The sequence below is a fragment of the Aequoribacter sp. genome, from assembly GCF_965659035.1.
In the GTDB taxonomy this organism is placed as follows: domain Bacteria; phylum Pseudomonadota; class Gammaproteobacteria; order Pseudomonadales; family Halieaceae; genus Aequoribacter.
This window is the reverse complement of the sequence record NZ_CBFHWH010000011.1, coordinates 33,891-48,805: the sequence shown is the minus strand read 5'-3', so window position 1 is coordinate 48,805 and position 14,915 is coordinate 33,891. Positions and strand designations below refer to the sequence as shown.

The window sequence follows — 14,915 nt, the reverse complement described above, 5'->3', positions numbered from 1 at the left end:
CCGAAATTACGAATAAGTGATGCTTTTTCTTACCCACTTTTACAAGGTAAAACTTACCCGCCAGCGCACTACCAACCGGGAACCACGCCTCAGGATTAGCGTTAACATCCATACCCAAAGCAGCACCGTTGACGGTAACAGCAGATCGACTCAAAGCGTCCTTGGCCTGCTTGCCCGAAGCGACTGCATCAACATCGCTAAGTAACTGCGTCAATGTCGCGGGCAAATCACCACGTGTTACGTTGGTAGTAGGCAATCCATCCTGCGCCAGTTGCGCCAAGTCATCAGCACTTAGATCTGACAGGCTGCCGCTAAACAGCGCCTCAGTAATTCGCAGTGCAGCATCGAGGCCCTCTTGCCCATGCACCAAGCGCGTAACTTCCTCTGCCAATACCGCCTGAGCCTGAGGCCGGCCCTGCGCTGCTTTATCTTCCTCTTCGATGCGGGCGATTTGCTCTACCGGCAGGAAGGTGAAGTAACGCAAGAACTTGTAGACATCCGCGTCAGCGGTACCCAGCCAAAACTGGTAAAACGCATAAGGCGATGTTTTGCTGGCCTCGAGCCAAATTGTGCCCGATTCGGTTTTGCCAAATTTCGTGCCATCTGCTTTAGTAATAAGCGGCATGGTCAACCCGAACACTTGGGCGCCGTGCAATCGTCGAGCTAGATCAATACCGCCTGTAATATTACCCCACTGATCAGAGCCACCAATTTGCAGGCCACACTCGTACCGCTGGTAAAGTTCGGCAAAATCCAAAGACTGAAGAATACTGTACGAGAACTCGGTAAAGCTGATACCGCTGCCTTCCCGCTCAATACGCTGCTTTACCGATTCTTTTTGAATCATCGAGTTCACAGAAAAATGCTTGCCAATATCACGCAGGAAAGTCAAAACATCCATACCCTGCGTCCAATCCAGATTATTAGCGACCATGGCGGAGCTTGCGGTGTCATCGAAGGCGATAAAGCGACTGACCTGTGCTTTAAGCTTATCGACCCACCCTGCAACAACATCGGGCGTGTTCAGCTGCCGCTCGGCGGCTTTAAAGCTGGGGTCGCCGATCAAACCAGTGGCACCGCCCACCAGAGCGATCGGTCTGTGTCCAGCTTCCTGAAAACGACGCAACATCAATAACGGCACCAGCGAGCCAATGTGCAAACTGTCAGCGGTTGGATCAAATCCACAATATAAAGTGCGAGGCTTTTCGTTAAGCCAATCGACAAATCGTTCTTCACCGGCGATCTGGAAGACCAGTCCGCGCGCCTTAAGATCCTCTAATAGTGCATTCGACATGCCCGCTCCGCATTGCCTGTTACTGTGACGCGCGCACGATACATCAGCCTCAGCATATTGCAAGCCTTGCGCAAACGTTCCCTTTATTAAGCCAAGTCCTTTATACTCGCACCCTTGTGATGAAAACAGCGTAAAAATGACGTCATTATTCAAAAAAGCCATCCGCGCCGGACGCGAGCCTCTGCAAAGCGCCACTCACATGCCACGCAAGCATTTAGCGGCGATCGGCTTTGTATTGCTGTTTTTAGCGGTTGTTGCACCTTTCACTCCATCAGGCGATGTCTCGGCCAACCGAGATGCGGAGCTACCCTTACCCCAACCAGCCGAGTTAGCGAAGGACGCATTGCCCGTAGCAACAGATGCGCTCACCGATGAGGTAGACGAACAAGAGTCCGAAGTCGCCCAACCGACCAGCGAGCTCACTTGGGCTTTTTATCAAGTACGCCCGGGCGACAGCCTGTCAAAACTGATGACGCGCGCGGGTTTCAGTGAGCGAGATGCCTATATCGCAGGAAAAACACCCGAAGGGTCTCTGACACAATTATTCCCCGGACAAACCTTGGGCTTTGCCACTAAGCCGTCGGGCGAGCTGACCGAAATTCAGCATAAGTTATCAGCACTCGAATCCATGGTGTACCACCATGAGGACGGCAAGTTTCGCGTAGAGCGGCAAGTAAGGGAGCCCGAAGTACGCATCGTTGAAAAAAGCGGCGAGATTACTAGCTCCTTGTTCTTGGCCGGTCAAGCAGCCGGATTAAGCGACAACCTTATTATGGAACTTGCCAACTTGTTCGGTGGCGTCATCGACTTTGTACTGGACCCACGAGAAGGCGATACCTTGCATGTGGTATACGAGACGCTGTACTTAGATGACCAATACTTCAGCGATGGCAACATCATTGCCGCCGCGTTTACCAACAAAGGCGAGACCTTCACCGCTTACCGCTATACCGACGCAAGCGGACGCCTTGGCTATTTCAACGAGCGCGGCGAGAGCATGCGCAAAGCGTTCTTAATGGCGCCGTTAGATTTCACGCGCATTAGCTCTAACTTTAACCCTCGCCGTGTGCACCCTGTCTACAAAACGTCTCGGCCTCACCGAGGCACAGACTACGCGGCACCCAAAGGCACCCCGATATTTGCAGCCGGCGACGGCCGCGTTATCGAATCCGACTACAACCGCGTCAACGGCAACTACGTATTTATTCAACACGGCGAAAAGTACGTCACCAAATATTTGCATCTCACTAAGCGCCATGTAAAAAAGAACCAGCGCGTCAGTCAAAGCCAGATCATCGGCACCGTAGGCTCTACCGGCACCGCAACAGGGCCGCACCTGCATTACGAGTTCCTGGTGAATGGCGTGCACCAAAACCCGCGTACTATCCATAAAAAGCTCCCTAAAGCGAAAAGCTTAGCAGCGACGGAAATGCCTCGATTTAAAGCGCAAACGCAGATACAGCAAGAGGCTTTGGCGCGCTTGATCAGCGAACAACAGGCAACTCAACTTGCCAAACTCAACACCCAATAAAAGCGGGTTATTTATCGGCTTGATGTCGGGCACAAGTGTCGACGGCGTCGACGCTGCCCTGGTGCGCATAGACGGCCAATCCATTCTACTTGAGCATACCTATACCTATGAGCTACCCGAGAACCTAACAGCAGAGCTTCATCGACTGAGTGTCAGCGAGACGTATCAAGTCGACCGAATAGGTCAGCTGCATAGAATCCTTGGCGACCTATTTGCAGAAGCAAGTCTCGAGTTAATAAAGGACTATGGCATCACGGCAAGTGACGTGGAGGCGATAGGCAGTCACGGTCAAACCATCAGACACCGACCCGATGCGGCAGGCTTAGCGCCCGCATTTACATGGCAAATCGGCGATGCCCACACTATCGCCCAAAAGACCCGCATCACCACCATTGCTGACTTCAGGGGCCGAGACCTTGCTGCGAGTGGTCAAGCGGCGCCGTTAGCCCCCCTATTCCACAAGGCCATGCTCGGAGCAGAGCAGTCGGGCGCAGTGCTGAACATCGGTGGATTAGCCAACGCTACCATTTCAGAGAAAGGCGCGATCAAACACGGCTTTGATACCGGACCGGGCAACACCTTAATCGATACGTGGTGTCGGCTGCACTTGGGCTGCCCCTTCGATACCGGCGGCGATTGGGCTCGTAGCGGCGTCATTCAACCCGCGTTGCTGTCACACTGGCTGTGCGACACATACTTCGCCAAAACCCCACCTAAAAGCACCGGCCGCGAGCATTTTAACCACGATTGGTTAGTCGCTAACACTGCGTCCTTGGAGCGTTACCGCCCCCAAGATATCGCAGCAACGTTAACAGAGCTCACAGCTGTCAGTTGCGCCCAAAGCATTATTCAGAACTCAACCGCGCCCTCAAACATATACGTCTGCGGAGGCGGCTCGCACAACACGTACTTAATGGAGCGAATAGAGGCACACAGCGGAGCTTATCAGGTCGCAACGACGCGAGAACTGGGTATTGACCCCGACTGGGTAGAAGCGGCCGCTTTTGCGTGGCTAGCCTACGCTCGGATTAACGATCAGCGCTTTGATTTACACAGCATCACGGGAAGTAAGGGCGAGGTCCCCCTGGGCGTAATTTACCCGGCCTAAAACCTCAGCCCTGAGCCTTAAGATTTATAAGCTAAAAGAGGCGCCGCAACCGCAAGTCGTGACCGCGTTGGGGTTGTGGATAACAAATTTAGAGCCTTCCAACCCCTCGGTGTAATCGAGCTCCGAACCCACTAGGTACTGATAGCTCATGGAATCGACAATCACTTTGTCGTCGGCAAACAGACTGTCGTCATCCGCTACGTCTTCTTCAAAAGCGAAACCGTATTGAAACCCAGAACACCCACCACCCGTGATGTACACACGCAACTTTAGCGCCGGGTTACCCTCTTCAGAGATCAGCTCATTGATTTTGCTAATCGCACTGGGAGCAACACGAATGGTTTGGGGATCAAATGTTTCGGCGACACTCATCTAACACACTCACAAAAATCTGAACAACATTGTGATAAAACCAAGTAAACAGGTCAACTATTATTCGAGGCCAGCCTTAGGGAATCAGTGCAATTCCTTGCAGGCCGGCCTCTTCAGGAAACCCGCACATAATGTTCATACATTGCACAGCCTGGCCCGAGGCACCTTTAACCAAGTTATCAATAACCGACATCACAACAACCGTATCGCGACCCGCGGGACGCTCAATCGACAAGCGACATACGTTACTTCCCCGCACACTGCGTGTTTGCGGATATTGCCCTTTGGGCAAAACGTCGACAAAAGGCTCGTTGGCATAGCGCGCCTCGAATAAGGCTTGAATATCGCCAACATCGCCAGTCAACTTAGCGTACAAGGTCGAGTGGATGCCCCGTATAGTTGGCAACAAGTGGGGCACGAAGGTTAAGCGCACATCGCTACCTCCCGCGACCTTCAGCTCTTGCTCGATTTCAGGCAAATGACGATGCCCAGCCACGCCATAAGCCTTAAAACTGTCGCTAATTTCGGTTAACAAATTATCGACTTTAGCTTGGCGACCTGCGCCACTCGCGCCACTTGCCGCGTTCGCAATCAGATTCGAGGCATCAACAACACCCGCTTCTAACAAAGGCAAAAAGCCGAGCTGTATCGAGGTAGGATAACAACCAGCACAAGCCACCAAGCGCGCAGCCTTAATCGCGTTGCGGTTGCGCTCCGGCAAGCCGTATACGGCCTGGGTCAGCAGCTCAGGTGCGGCATGGGGCTCGCCGTACCACTGCGACCATTCCTCAGCGTCACGCAGTCGAAAATCGGCAGACAAGTCCACCACCTTCTGACCATTGGCCAATAGCTCGGGAGCGGTTTGCATTGCAACGTTATGCGGCGTTGCGAAAAACACAACATCGCAGTCGCTCAGCGCTGAGTCAGAAGGGTCAGTGAACTTAAGATCACAAAACCCTCGAAGGTTGGTATAAAGATCATCTACCCGACGGCCGTTCTCAGCTCGTGATGTGAGTGCAGTAACGTCTACTTCGGGGTGGGGTAGCAGCAAACGAAGCAGTTCCACACCGGTATAACCTGTACCGCCCACAATACCCACTTTGATTTTAGCCATAACACTCCCCCACCGAAAACGCATAGTATAGAGCCTTCGATCAGAATGATAAGGTGTAGTTTTGCAATTTTCCGAGCACGCATGCGCAAAATAAAGCGATTAAAATTCAGTCGCTTCCGCGATCATCTATCCAGTTACGATGCGATAGCCGGCTACAGCGTGTTGGGCCTGATGAGCGGCACACTCGCTGCCTTCGCGGTGCTTGGATTTTTTTGGGGCATTCAAGCACTGGGCTCACTATTAGGCAGCAGCGCCACCGCCGAGGGCTTCGAAGCTTTGTCGATACTTCACCGTGTGGGGCTCGCGACCGGCGGTGCCTTGGTGATTGCCTTTATACTGCATGCCTTGAAGGAACCCAGTCGTAGCACCGGTATTCGCCACGTAATACACCACCTAAACAGCCACTATGGTCAATTGCCATTACGCAATGCCCTGACTCAAACTATCGTTGGCATTATCGGGTTGGCGAGCGGTCAGTCGGGTGGGCGCGAGGGGCCAGGAGTGCATATCGGCGCCACCGTCGCCAGCGCACTTGGACAGCGCTTTAGGCTCCCCAACAACAGCTTGCGCATACTCATTGCTTGCGGCACGGCAGCTAGTATATCCGCCGCCTTTAACACGCCGCTTGCCGGTGTCATTTTTGCAATGGAAGTCATACTTGCCGAGTATACTGTGGTCGGCTTCATACCAGTACTGGTTGGGGCCGCAACCGCTTCCGTCATTACGCAATGGTTTGGCAACACCGAAGCCATTTTTGCCGCACCTCAGGCCCATCTTCAATCCCTTGCAGAGCTGCCTCTTATTGTTTTGCTCGGCATTGCCTGTGGCGCCTCGGCTGCCTGTATTACAGCAAGCGTTAAGCGGCTAGAACCCGTCTTGCAGTGGCCAATATGGCTGCGATTTGGACTCGCAGGTCTCACCACCGGATGCATTGCCGCTTTCATCCCAGAGGTCATGGGCATGGGTACAGATACCGTGGCGATTTTACTGAGCGGCCAAGTGACGCTTATCTTCCTGGTTCTTCTTGCGCTGGCAAAGATCGCCACCACGAGTCTGACCGCAGGCGTAGGCATGCCTGTGGGAACCATCGGTCCCAGTCTATTCATAGGCGCCACGATAGGCGCATTGGTGGGCGACCTTGGAGCGCTGGCGATACCCGAAATGAGCAGTGAACACAGCCTCTATGCGGTTGTTGGCATGGCGACCACTATGGGAGTCATGATTAATGCGCCCTTAGCGGGCATATTAGCGGCCGTTGAACTGACTCGCAATTTACAAACCACCATGCCTGCACTGATCTGCATGGTCGCAGGGACAATCGTATTTACCAGCGTACTGCGGCAACGCTCTATCTACCAAATTTTAGAAACAGTGGATGAATCTTCTCAACACAACCCTCTTCTTCGCTTGCTACACAGCACCCACGTTAGCGCTTGCTGGAGTACGCAATTCACCGCCTTAGAAGCTGACCAACCTGCAACCCAAGAAGAGTTTGCGATGATTGAGGCTCCATGGTGTATCATTACACGCCATGGCGAACCATCGTACATCGTCAAAACGCAAAACCTGCTGCAAAGAGTCGTCGAGCGCGAGGACCTGTCAGTCAGCGACCTAGACGTGAGGCGTTTTAGTTACGTCACGCTTGACGATACTGCTTCGGTAAAGCGCGTTAGAGATGTACTTAGCAACAACAACGCCGAAATTGCTTTGATCCAAGATCAAACGGGCCAGGTGATCGCCGGCGTCTGGTCTAACGATATCGAAAAACTGATCAACCGCGCCGCGCGCAACGGGTAACAACCATGCTATGGCTGAAAGCTTTTCACATTATTTTTATGGTTTGCTGGTTCGCTGGCTTATTCTACTTACCGCGTATCTTTGTCTACCACGCGTCCTCAGAGCACGCTGAGACGCGCGCGCAATTGGCCATTATGGCACGCAAGCTGTATCGATTTGTCACGCCGTTTCTATTTTTAACCGCAGGCTTCGGCATTGCTCTGCTGCATCTAAATTGGGACTACTATCAAACTCAAGTCTGGTGGTGGGCTAAATTTGCCGGCGTTGCTTTTTTGTGGGTTTATCACTATCAATGTGGTCGCTACCTGAAGATTATCTTGGAAGATGCCGATTGGCATACGCACGTATTTTATCGATTTTTTAACGAAATCCCCGTGTTGTTTTTGTTTGCAATCGTTATCCTTGTCGTTTTAAAACCCACTCTTTAATCGGGCCCAAATCAACATGAATCAATCAGAAACTCTTTTCCAACGCGCTGGCATCCACATTCCCGGTGGTGTCAACTCACCCGTCCGCGCCTTTAAGGCAGTGGGCGGCACCCCAGTGTTTATCGACAAGGCCGATGGTCCTTACCTGTATGATGTTGATGGCAAACGTTATATCGATTACGTACTCTCGTGGGGGCCAATGATTATGGGCCACAATCACCCACGTGTGCGCGATGCTGTTGTCCAGCGGGCACAATTTGGCTTGAGCTACGGCGCACCTACTGAACTTGAAATTCAGCTAGCTGAACGCATTTGCGCGGCACTGCCTAACATGGAAATGGTGCGAATGGTGAACTCTGGCACCGAGGCAACCATGAGCGCCCTGCGCATTGCCCGCGGTTATACCGGTCGCGATGCCATCGTAAAGTTTGAGGGCTGCTATCACGGTCACTCGGACTCGCTGCTCGTCAAAGCAGGCTCTGGCGCGCTAACCTTTGGCGTACCCAGCTCACCGGGTGTCCCTGCCTCAATCGCGGAGCATACCATCACGCTAACGTATAACGATCCCGACGGGCTGCGCGAGTGCTTTGCTCAACGCGGCGAAGAAATTGCCTGCGTCATCGTCGAGCCTGTTTGTGGCAACATGAGCTGCATACTGCCCACCCCCGAATTCCGCCAAGCTTTGCGCGAAGTCTGTGATCAATCAGGCGCTGTACTTATTCTTGACGAAGTCATGACCGGCTTCCGCTTCGGCACCGCGGGCGCCCAGGGTTATTATGGCATTGAAGCCGACCTGACAGCATTGGGCAAAATCATTGGCGGCGGCATGCCCGTAGGCGCGTTTGGCGGCAAAAAACACATCATGGAGCATGTCTCTCCTTTGGGCCCCGTTTACCAAGCCGGCACCTTAAGCGGCAACCCTATTGCTATGGCGTCGGGGCTAGCAACGCTTGATATTATTTCGGCTGACGGATTTTACGAGCCGCTGTTCGCGCACACCGAGGCTTTGTGCCAAGGCATTCAAGCCGAAGCAGACAAAGCAGGCATACCGTTCACCACCAACTACGCGGGCACCATGTTCGGGTTATTCTTTACCGAAGAAGAAAAGGTCCAGAATTACCAGCAGGTAATGGCTTGCGATACCGACCGCTTCAAGCGTTTTTTCCACAGCATGCTGGATCAAGGCGTATACCTAGCGCCCGCTTCTTACGAGGCAGGTTTTATGTCGAGCGCGCATACCGATGAGCATATCGAATTAACGATCGAAGCCGCCGGTAAGGCGATGGCAAAAATCGCACAAGAGGATGGCTTATGAGTTTTGCAGCCAACCGAGGCGCTTTTCCGCTAACCCGAATGCGTCGGCTGCGCAGATCGGCGAACCGCCGTGGCTTAGTCAGCGAATCACAGCTAAGCGTTAAGGATTTAATCTATCCCGTATTTATTTTGGAAGGGCAGAAACAGCGCGAAAGCGTCGCGTCCATGCCAGGTATCGAACGCCTGAGCGTCGATGAGCTGATTCAAGACGCCGCTGAGTGGGTAGAACTCGGCATCCCCTGCCTCGCCTTGTTCCCTGTCGTTCCTGCCGATAAAAAATCGTTACTCGCCGAGGAAGCCTATTCCGACGAAGGCCTAGTACCCACAGCTGTCCGTGCGTTAAAGGCAGCTTATCCCGACCTTTTAATCATGACCGATGTGGCATTAGACCCATATACCACGCATGGGCAAGACGGCATCATCGACGACGATGGCTACGTGCTAAACGACGTCACGACCGAGGTATTGGTAAAACAGGCTCTGTGCCAAGCACAAGCCGGTGTTGATATCGTCGCGCCATCAGACATGATGGACGGGCGTATAGGCGCTATCCGGGAAGCGCTGGAGTTAGACGGCCATATCAATACACTTATCATGGCCTACTCGGCCAAATATGCGAGCGCTTACTACGGTCCTTTCCGAGACGCTGTAGGCTCGGCGGGTAATTTAGGCAAAGGCGACAAAGCCACCTATCAGATGGACCCAGCCAATTCCGACGAGGCGCTGCATGAATGCGCACTGGACTTGCAAGAAGGTGCCGACATGATCATGGTCAAACCCGGCATGCCTTATCTTGATATCGTTCAACGAGTAAAAAGCGAACTGCTCGCACCCACTTTCGCTTATCAAGTGAGCGGCGAATACGCCATGCACTGCGCTGCCTTCCGAAACGGTTGGCTCGATCATGACAAAGTTGTGGTGGAGTCTTTATTAGCGTTTAAACGTGCAGGGTGTGATGGCATTCTCACTTACTTTGCCCCTGCAGCGGCGCGCCTGTTAAAGGGCTAAACCATGCGCGCGCTGTCGCTCTTGTTACTCCTGACACTCAGCTTGCCCAGTGTCGCCTGTGAGTGTCTTTGGCAAGGCAGCTTCGCTGACATAACCGAACGCGTTGACTACATTAGCCACGGCCGAATTGTTCAAATCAAAGGCAATTCGATGGATATTGAGGTGCTCGACGAGTTCAAAGGCACAAGCTACCGCGAACAAGTGCGTATTTGGTTAAAAACAGGCGATCTATGCCGCGCCGAGATCGCGGAGTTTGAGGTCGGCGAGGAATGGATTTTGGCATTGAGCAAAATCGATGCTGTGCCCGAGGGCGGTTTTAACCCCATGACGCCAAACATCAGCTACGGTCGCAAGGGTGACTACAGCCTACCCGGTTGCGGAGGGTACTTTTTGCCTGTTTCGAATGACTGGGTCTCAGGCCCCATTATCGACGCGACCAAGTGGGATTTTGAACCCAAGCTCACACCCGTGTTAAGCCGCATTATCAAGGGCTTTGTTACGGGTGACATCGATCGCGAAACCTTAAAAGAAGCCACCCAAGTAGATCCAGCCCTGCGCGAACTAATGATCAACACCCGTCTTCACATTAAGCGTTAGACAGGGGCCTCCATCGACCAGGGATCTGGGTGATCATCAAAGGTATGAGACAGCATCTCGTCTAGCATCGCCAAAGACATACCCCAAATAATCCGATCGCCGTAGCGATAACAGGGGATGTGCCTTGGCATATCCAACAGCTCTGCTGGCATTTGCCTTCGGTTACTCAGGTCGCGAATAAACGTTAGTGGCACCCACACAACTTCAGCAACCTCATGATTTGGATTGGGATCGATGGTGCGATCTACTCGCAACACATAGGGGCACACCACTAAACCCTTGTCTTTATGGGTTTGTGCTCGCCTTGCACGTATATCGGACAAACGTCCAATCACTCGATCCTGCTCTGATAAGACAAAACCAATTTCTTCTTCGGTTTCTCGCACTGCGGCTGCGAACGAATGGTCGTCCGTAGGATCAACCATGCCGCCAGGAAACGCCATATGGCCCGACCAAGGGTCGCCCTTGCGTTCGGCTCGGCGTATCATTAGCACCGAGGTGTCGCCGGCTTGCTCAGACAACATGATTGCCACCGCCGCTTTACGCGACACCTCCCGCATGGGGTGCTGCGACCGCTGGTAGCTTTGCAAGGCCTGTTCAATTTGCGTGAGCACGAAATATCCCCGAATTACACTGTGATTTTAAAGCAAGGAGCATCATATCAAAGCCTCAAGTTCAGCGCCTGTTTTGACGCTCGAAAACATCAGTTTGACCTACCGAGTCAATCCGGTACTACGCAACATCAGCTGGCAAATCCAACCCGGCGAACAGTGGGCCATTGTCGGTCGTAACAGCGCCGGCAAATCGAGTTTAGCTAACATCATCAGCGGCAGCGCCAAGCATTATGTCGGCAAGTGTTCCATTTCGGATCAAACCCGTGAGCGGGGCCTTGCGTACGTGTGTTTCGAACAACAAAAAACCCTGATTGAGCGGGATAAAAAACTGGATGATTCGGAATTTCGACCCGATGCCGCGGACCCAGGCACCACAGTGCGCCAAGCCATAAGTGGCGGCCCAGCGCTTAACAATGACGCCCTAGAATGGATCGAGCGCCTAGGCATCAAACACATCCTAGATCGCGGCCTACGTTTTGTATCAACCGGTGAGGCACGAAAAACACTGCTGGCACAGGCGATTTATCAAACGCCGGGCCTGCTGATTTTAGATACCCCGACTGACGGCCTAGACAAGCGCAGTCAACAAACCCTGCATGAAGCCCTGAGCTTTTTGCTCAATAAAGCCGATCCAGTCATCCTGCTCTACCGAGACATCAAACAATTACCAGAGGGCGTCACGCACCTGCTGGTGTTAGATCAAGGCAAAATTCTTGCACACGGGCCTAAGCGCGAGGTGTTAGCGCGCAGCGACGTTCAAGCGGTCTTTGCGTGCGAAAAACATCCGTTAATCGACCTACCAATGGATACCCAAAAACGGGATACGGCGTCCGAGGACGCGCTCATTCTTAACCACGTCAGTGTGCGCTATGGTGATGCCATCATTTTGAACGATGTGAACTGGCGTATGGGCAAACAGCAGCACACGCTTTTAGCGGGGCCCAACGGATCAGGCAAAACAACACTGTTAAGCTTAATTACTGGCGACAATCCAAAAGCCTATGGACAAGACATTACGGTATTTGGCACTAAGCGCGGCAGTGGCGAGAGTGTCTGGGATATTAAACGTTGTTTTGGCGTGGTGGACTCGGCGTCACACCTAAACTTTCCGCCGCGTCAAAAAACGCTACACGTTGTCATCTCGGGCTTTTATGACAGCCAGGGGCTCTACCAAAAGCCAACAGACGGACAAATCCGCCAGGCCAAGGCTTGGATGCAATCATTCGGTTTGAGCGATTTGGTCAACACCGAGTTCGATACCCTCTCCTTTGGCCAACAGCGCATTATTTTATTGGCCCGCGCTATGGTCAAACAGCCCAAAATGCTCATCCTAGATGAGCCTACGCTGGGTTTAGACGCGGTTCATACTGAGCAACTACTCGACGCTATTGATCATGTCGCTGACGCGGGACATACCCAACTGATTTTTGTCAGCCACAGTGTTGGCGAGTACCCGAGATGCATTAACCAATGCTTAGAATTCATGCCCAATGATTCGGGTTACCAACTGGTATGCCGAGACTTAGCTCCCGGCGAGCTTCCGTAGCACGCGGCAACGATCAAGGTCCTTGCAGTACAGCAGACCGCGTTCAGCCATAGCCACCGAAGCGCGCCGATCTCCCGCCTTGCTATAAGCTTGCGACAGAGCTACATACACACGGGCATTATCAGCGTGAATACGCTGCGCCCGCTCAAATGTGGCAATCGCATCAGCAATTTGCCCGGCGTTCAACTGTTGCTGACCTTCATCGAGTAAGCGCAGATAGGCCGGTGACAGCGGCCGCTGTACCTCCACAGCTTGGGGCAGAGACGGCGTCCGCGTATCGCCCTGCTTGGGCGCTGGCGTTTCACACGCCGCTAGCAGAGTAAATAGAACAAGGATCCCAGCTCGCTGTACAAAGACCATACTCATACTCCAAACACTTTTTGTAACCAATCGCGGACGGGGTTATCAGTTTTGCGACAATCGGTACTCGTTCGTGGCGCACTGCCTTCTATAAAGGGAATGCGCTGCGCATTGGGACAACCACGCCCTGTTTTACGCCCATTCGTCACGTCAATCCACTTATATTCCACTTTTTCCGGGATACGATAGGCGACCGACCTGCGCGCTTCTTGCGCCATAAACCGGGCCCAAATCTGCCCCGCGCCGCGGGTGCCGGTTAAAGAGCTGGCACGATTATCGTCAAAACCCACCCAAGTTACGGTCAACAAGTCCCCGCTAAAACCTGCAAACCACGAGTCGCGTCCATCGTCACTGGTGCCACTTTTTGCCGCCGTCACCAAATCAGCAGGCAATAACGGCGCCAAGGATGCACCGGTGCCCTCTTCCATGACACCGAGCAACGCATAGTGCAATAGGTGCATGGTCGCTCGGTCAACTGTGCGTTCGTACGCAAGCGGATACCGGCGCAAAGGGTCTCCATTGGCATCAACGATATCGCGTATGGTTCTCAAGGGCGTTCTAAACCCTCCGGCGGCGATGGTTTGATACACAGCGGCCAGATCTATAGCGGCATACTCTCCCACCCCCAAAGGTAGCGAGGCAACCTCAGGAATAGGTGCTGTCATGCCCAAGCGCTGCAGCATTTGCTTAACCCGCGCCGGTCCTAGATCGAGCCCCAATCGCGCCGCTGGCAAATTCAAAGAATCAATTAGGGCTGCGTAAAGCAACACAGAACCACGGTGCGTTTTGTCATAGTTCTCGGGCGACCACACGTCACCATTGGGCAATTCAACGGCTAAGGGCAAATCTGGAATTTCAGTGACTAAGTTATACTTAGCTTCATCTTCCAGCGCTGCCAAATAGACCGCGGGTTTAAACAAAGAACCGGCAGGTCGCCTGGCATCAAGAGCACGATTAAAGCCCGCCTGACTGACTTGGCGGCCACCCGCTAAGGCGATCACCTCACCACTGTCGACTCGCGTCACCACCGATGCCGACTGCAGTAGCTTAGTGTCATCAATAGACGCTAGCGTATTTTCAGTGATTTTTTGCAGGGTCAGCTGCATCGAAGGGTCAAAGGCCGTAAAAATGCGCAAGCCCAAGGTTGTGAGATCCTCATCCTTGTACTCGAGGCGCAACTGCCGACGCACTAAATCTAAGTATGCAGGAAAACGCTGCTTCAACGAATCTTGCCCCTGCAAATCCAAAGGCATTAGCTTGGCCACCGCACCCTGCTCAGGCGAGATAATACCCTCTTGCGTCCACACATCCAGCACCAAGTTTCGGCGCTCTTTGGCGCGCTCAGGGTTGCGGTTAGGGTTATATAATGACGGGCCCTTGACCATGCCAACCAATAGCGCCTGCTGATGCAATCCCAACTGTGTAAGCGGCGTATCAAAATAATGTAAGGCCCCCAAAGCGAACCCATGTATGGCCCGAGGACCGTCTTGGCCTAGATAAATTTCGTTTAGATAACTTTCTAAGATTTCTTCTTTTTCGGCATGCCATTCCAGCAGCACCGACATAATCAACTCGCGAATCTTCCGAGTAATGGTGCGCTCCGGCGTCAGATAGTAGTTCTTCACAAGCTGCTGAGTGATAGTAGAACCACCGGCCACGACGCGACCAGAACGTACATTGCTAATGAACGCGCGAGCGATACCCGTGACAGAAAAACCGTAGTGCTCCATGAAACGCTGATCTTCAATAGCCAACAAGCCCTGCGTCAAACTCGCAGGCACATCGGCTAATTGCACCAGCAATCGATCTTCACCGTGTTTAGGGTAGACACC

At 53.0% G+C, this 14,915-nt stretch carries 14 protein-coding genes; 8 read left to right on the top strand and 6 right to left on the bottom strand.

The window, feature by feature from the left end; translation table 11 throughout:
- Positions 1 to 1,294: tyrosine--tRNA ligase (gene tyrS, locus ACTF5Z_RS03570; protein WP_438984519.1), on the bottom strand; the 1,294-nt coding region annotated here is incomplete at its 3' end.
- Between the two features lie 136 nt (positions 1,295 to 1,430).
- On the opposite strand from tyrS, the gene ACTF5Z_RS03565 reads away from it, so the two are divergent.
- The gene (locus tag ACTF5Z_RS03565) at positions 1,431 to 2,825 is read left to right on the top strand and encodes a peptidoglycan DD-metalloendopeptidase family protein (protein ID WP_438984518.1); all 1,395 of its coding nucleotides are present in this window, start codon (positions 1,431 to 1,433) and stop codon (positions 2,823 to 2,825) included.
- On the top strand, positions 2,803 to 3,933 hold the full coding sequence (locus tag ACTF5Z_RS03560) for an anhydro-N-acetylmuramic acid kinase (RefSeq protein ID WP_438984517.1): 1,131 nt from the start codon (positions 2,803 to 2,805) through the stop codon (positions 3,931 to 3,933). Before ACTF5Z_RS03565 ends, ACTF5Z_RS03560 begins: the two co-directional genes overlap by 23 nt.
- Positions 3,934 to 3,957: 24 nt before the next feature.
- On the opposite strand, the gene erpA is transcribed toward ACTF5Z_RS03560, so the two are convergent.
- Complete coding sequence (gene erpA, locus ACTF5Z_RS03555) at positions 3,958 to 4,305, bottom strand: iron-sulfur cluster insertion protein ErpA (protein ID WP_438984516.1); 348 nt, start codon at positions 4,303 to 4,305, stop codon at positions 3,958 to 3,960.
- Positions 4,306 to 4,381: 76 nt separating this feature from the next.
- The gene (gene argC, locus ACTF5Z_RS03550; RefSeq protein WP_438984515.1) at positions 4,382 to 5,419 is read right to left on the bottom strand and encodes an N-acetyl-gamma-glutamyl-phosphate reductase; all 1,038 of its coding nucleotides are present in this window, start codon (positions 5,417 to 5,419) and stop codon (positions 4,382 to 4,384) included.
- 81 nt (positions 5,420 to 5,500) lie between these two features.
- On the opposite strand from argC, the gene ACTF5Z_RS03545 reads away from it, so the two are divergent.
- Genes ACTF5Z_RS03545 through ACTF5Z_RS03525 form a run of 5 tightly spaced genes read left to right on the top strand, consistent with a single transcriptional unit; the run spans position 5,501 to position 10,563 of the window.
- Positions 5,501 to 7,216 carry a chloride channel protein gene (locus ACTF5Z_RS03545; RefSeq protein ID WP_438984514.1) on the top strand — a complete coding sequence of 572 codons (1,716 nt, stop codon included), beginning with the start codon at positions 5,501 to 5,503 and terminating at the stop codon, positions 7,214 to 7,216.
- Positions 7,217 to 7,221: 5 nt separating this feature from the next.
- A complete protein-coding gene (locus ACTF5Z_RS03540; RefSeq protein ID WP_423849830.1) occupies positions 7,222 to 7,644 on the top strand; it encodes a CopD family protein in 423 nt (140 codons plus the stop codon).
- Positions 7,645 to 7,660: 16 nt separating this feature from the next.
- Positions 7,661 to 8,959 (top strand): glutamate-1-semialdehyde 2,1-aminomutase, encoded by a 1,299-nt coding sequence (gene hemL / locus ACTF5Z_RS03535; protein ID WP_438984513.1) that lies wholly within the window; start codon positions 7,661 to 7,663, stop codon positions 8,957 to 8,959.
- Entirely contained in the window at positions 8,956 to 9,966 is a 1,011-nt protein-coding gene (gene hemB, locus ACTF5Z_RS03530) for a porphobilinogen synthase (protein ID WP_438984512.1), read from the top strand. Before hemL ends, hemB begins: the two co-directional genes overlap by 4 nt.
- 3 nt (positions 9,967 to 9,969) lie before the next feature.
- Positions 9,970 to 10,563 (top strand): delta-aminolevulinic acid dehydratase, encoded by a 594-nt coding sequence (locus tag ACTF5Z_RS03525; protein ID WP_438984511.1) that lies wholly within the window; start codon positions 9,970 to 9,972, stop codon positions 10,561 to 10,563.
- Here ACTF5Z_RS03525 and ACTF5Z_RS03520 read toward each other — a convergent pair.
- The gene (locus ACTF5Z_RS03520) at positions 10,560 to 11,177 is read right to left on the bottom strand and encodes an NUDIX hydrolase (RefSeq protein WP_438984510.1); all 618 of its coding nucleotides are present in this window, start codon (positions 11,175 to 11,177) and stop codon (positions 10,560 to 10,562) included. The two genes, ACTF5Z_RS03525 and ACTF5Z_RS03520, sit on opposite strands and share 4 nt — an antisense overlap.
- Before the next feature lie 73 nt (positions 11,178 to 11,250).
- On the opposite strand from ACTF5Z_RS03520, the gene ACTF5Z_RS03515 reads away from it, so the two are divergent.
- The gene (locus tag ACTF5Z_RS03515) at positions 11,251 to 12,723 is read left to right on the top strand and encodes an ATP-binding cassette domain-containing protein (protein WP_438984509.1); all 1,473 of its coding nucleotides are present in this window, start codon (positions 11,251 to 11,253) and stop codon (positions 12,721 to 12,723) included.
- Here the strand turns inward: ACTF5Z_RS03515 and ACTF5Z_RS03510 are convergent.
- On the bottom strand, positions 12,700 to 13,083 hold the full coding sequence (locus ACTF5Z_RS03510; protein WP_423854720.1) for a hypothetical protein: 384 nt from the start codon (positions 13,081 to 13,083) through the stop codon (positions 12,700 to 12,702). The genes ACTF5Z_RS03515 and ACTF5Z_RS03510 overlap by 24 nt on opposite strands.
- Positions 13,084 to 13,085: 2 nt before the next feature.
- The coding region (locus ACTF5Z_RS03505; protein ID WP_438984508.1) for a transglycosylase domain-containing protein at positions 13,086 to 14,915 on the bottom strand (1,830 nt) is incomplete at its 5' end.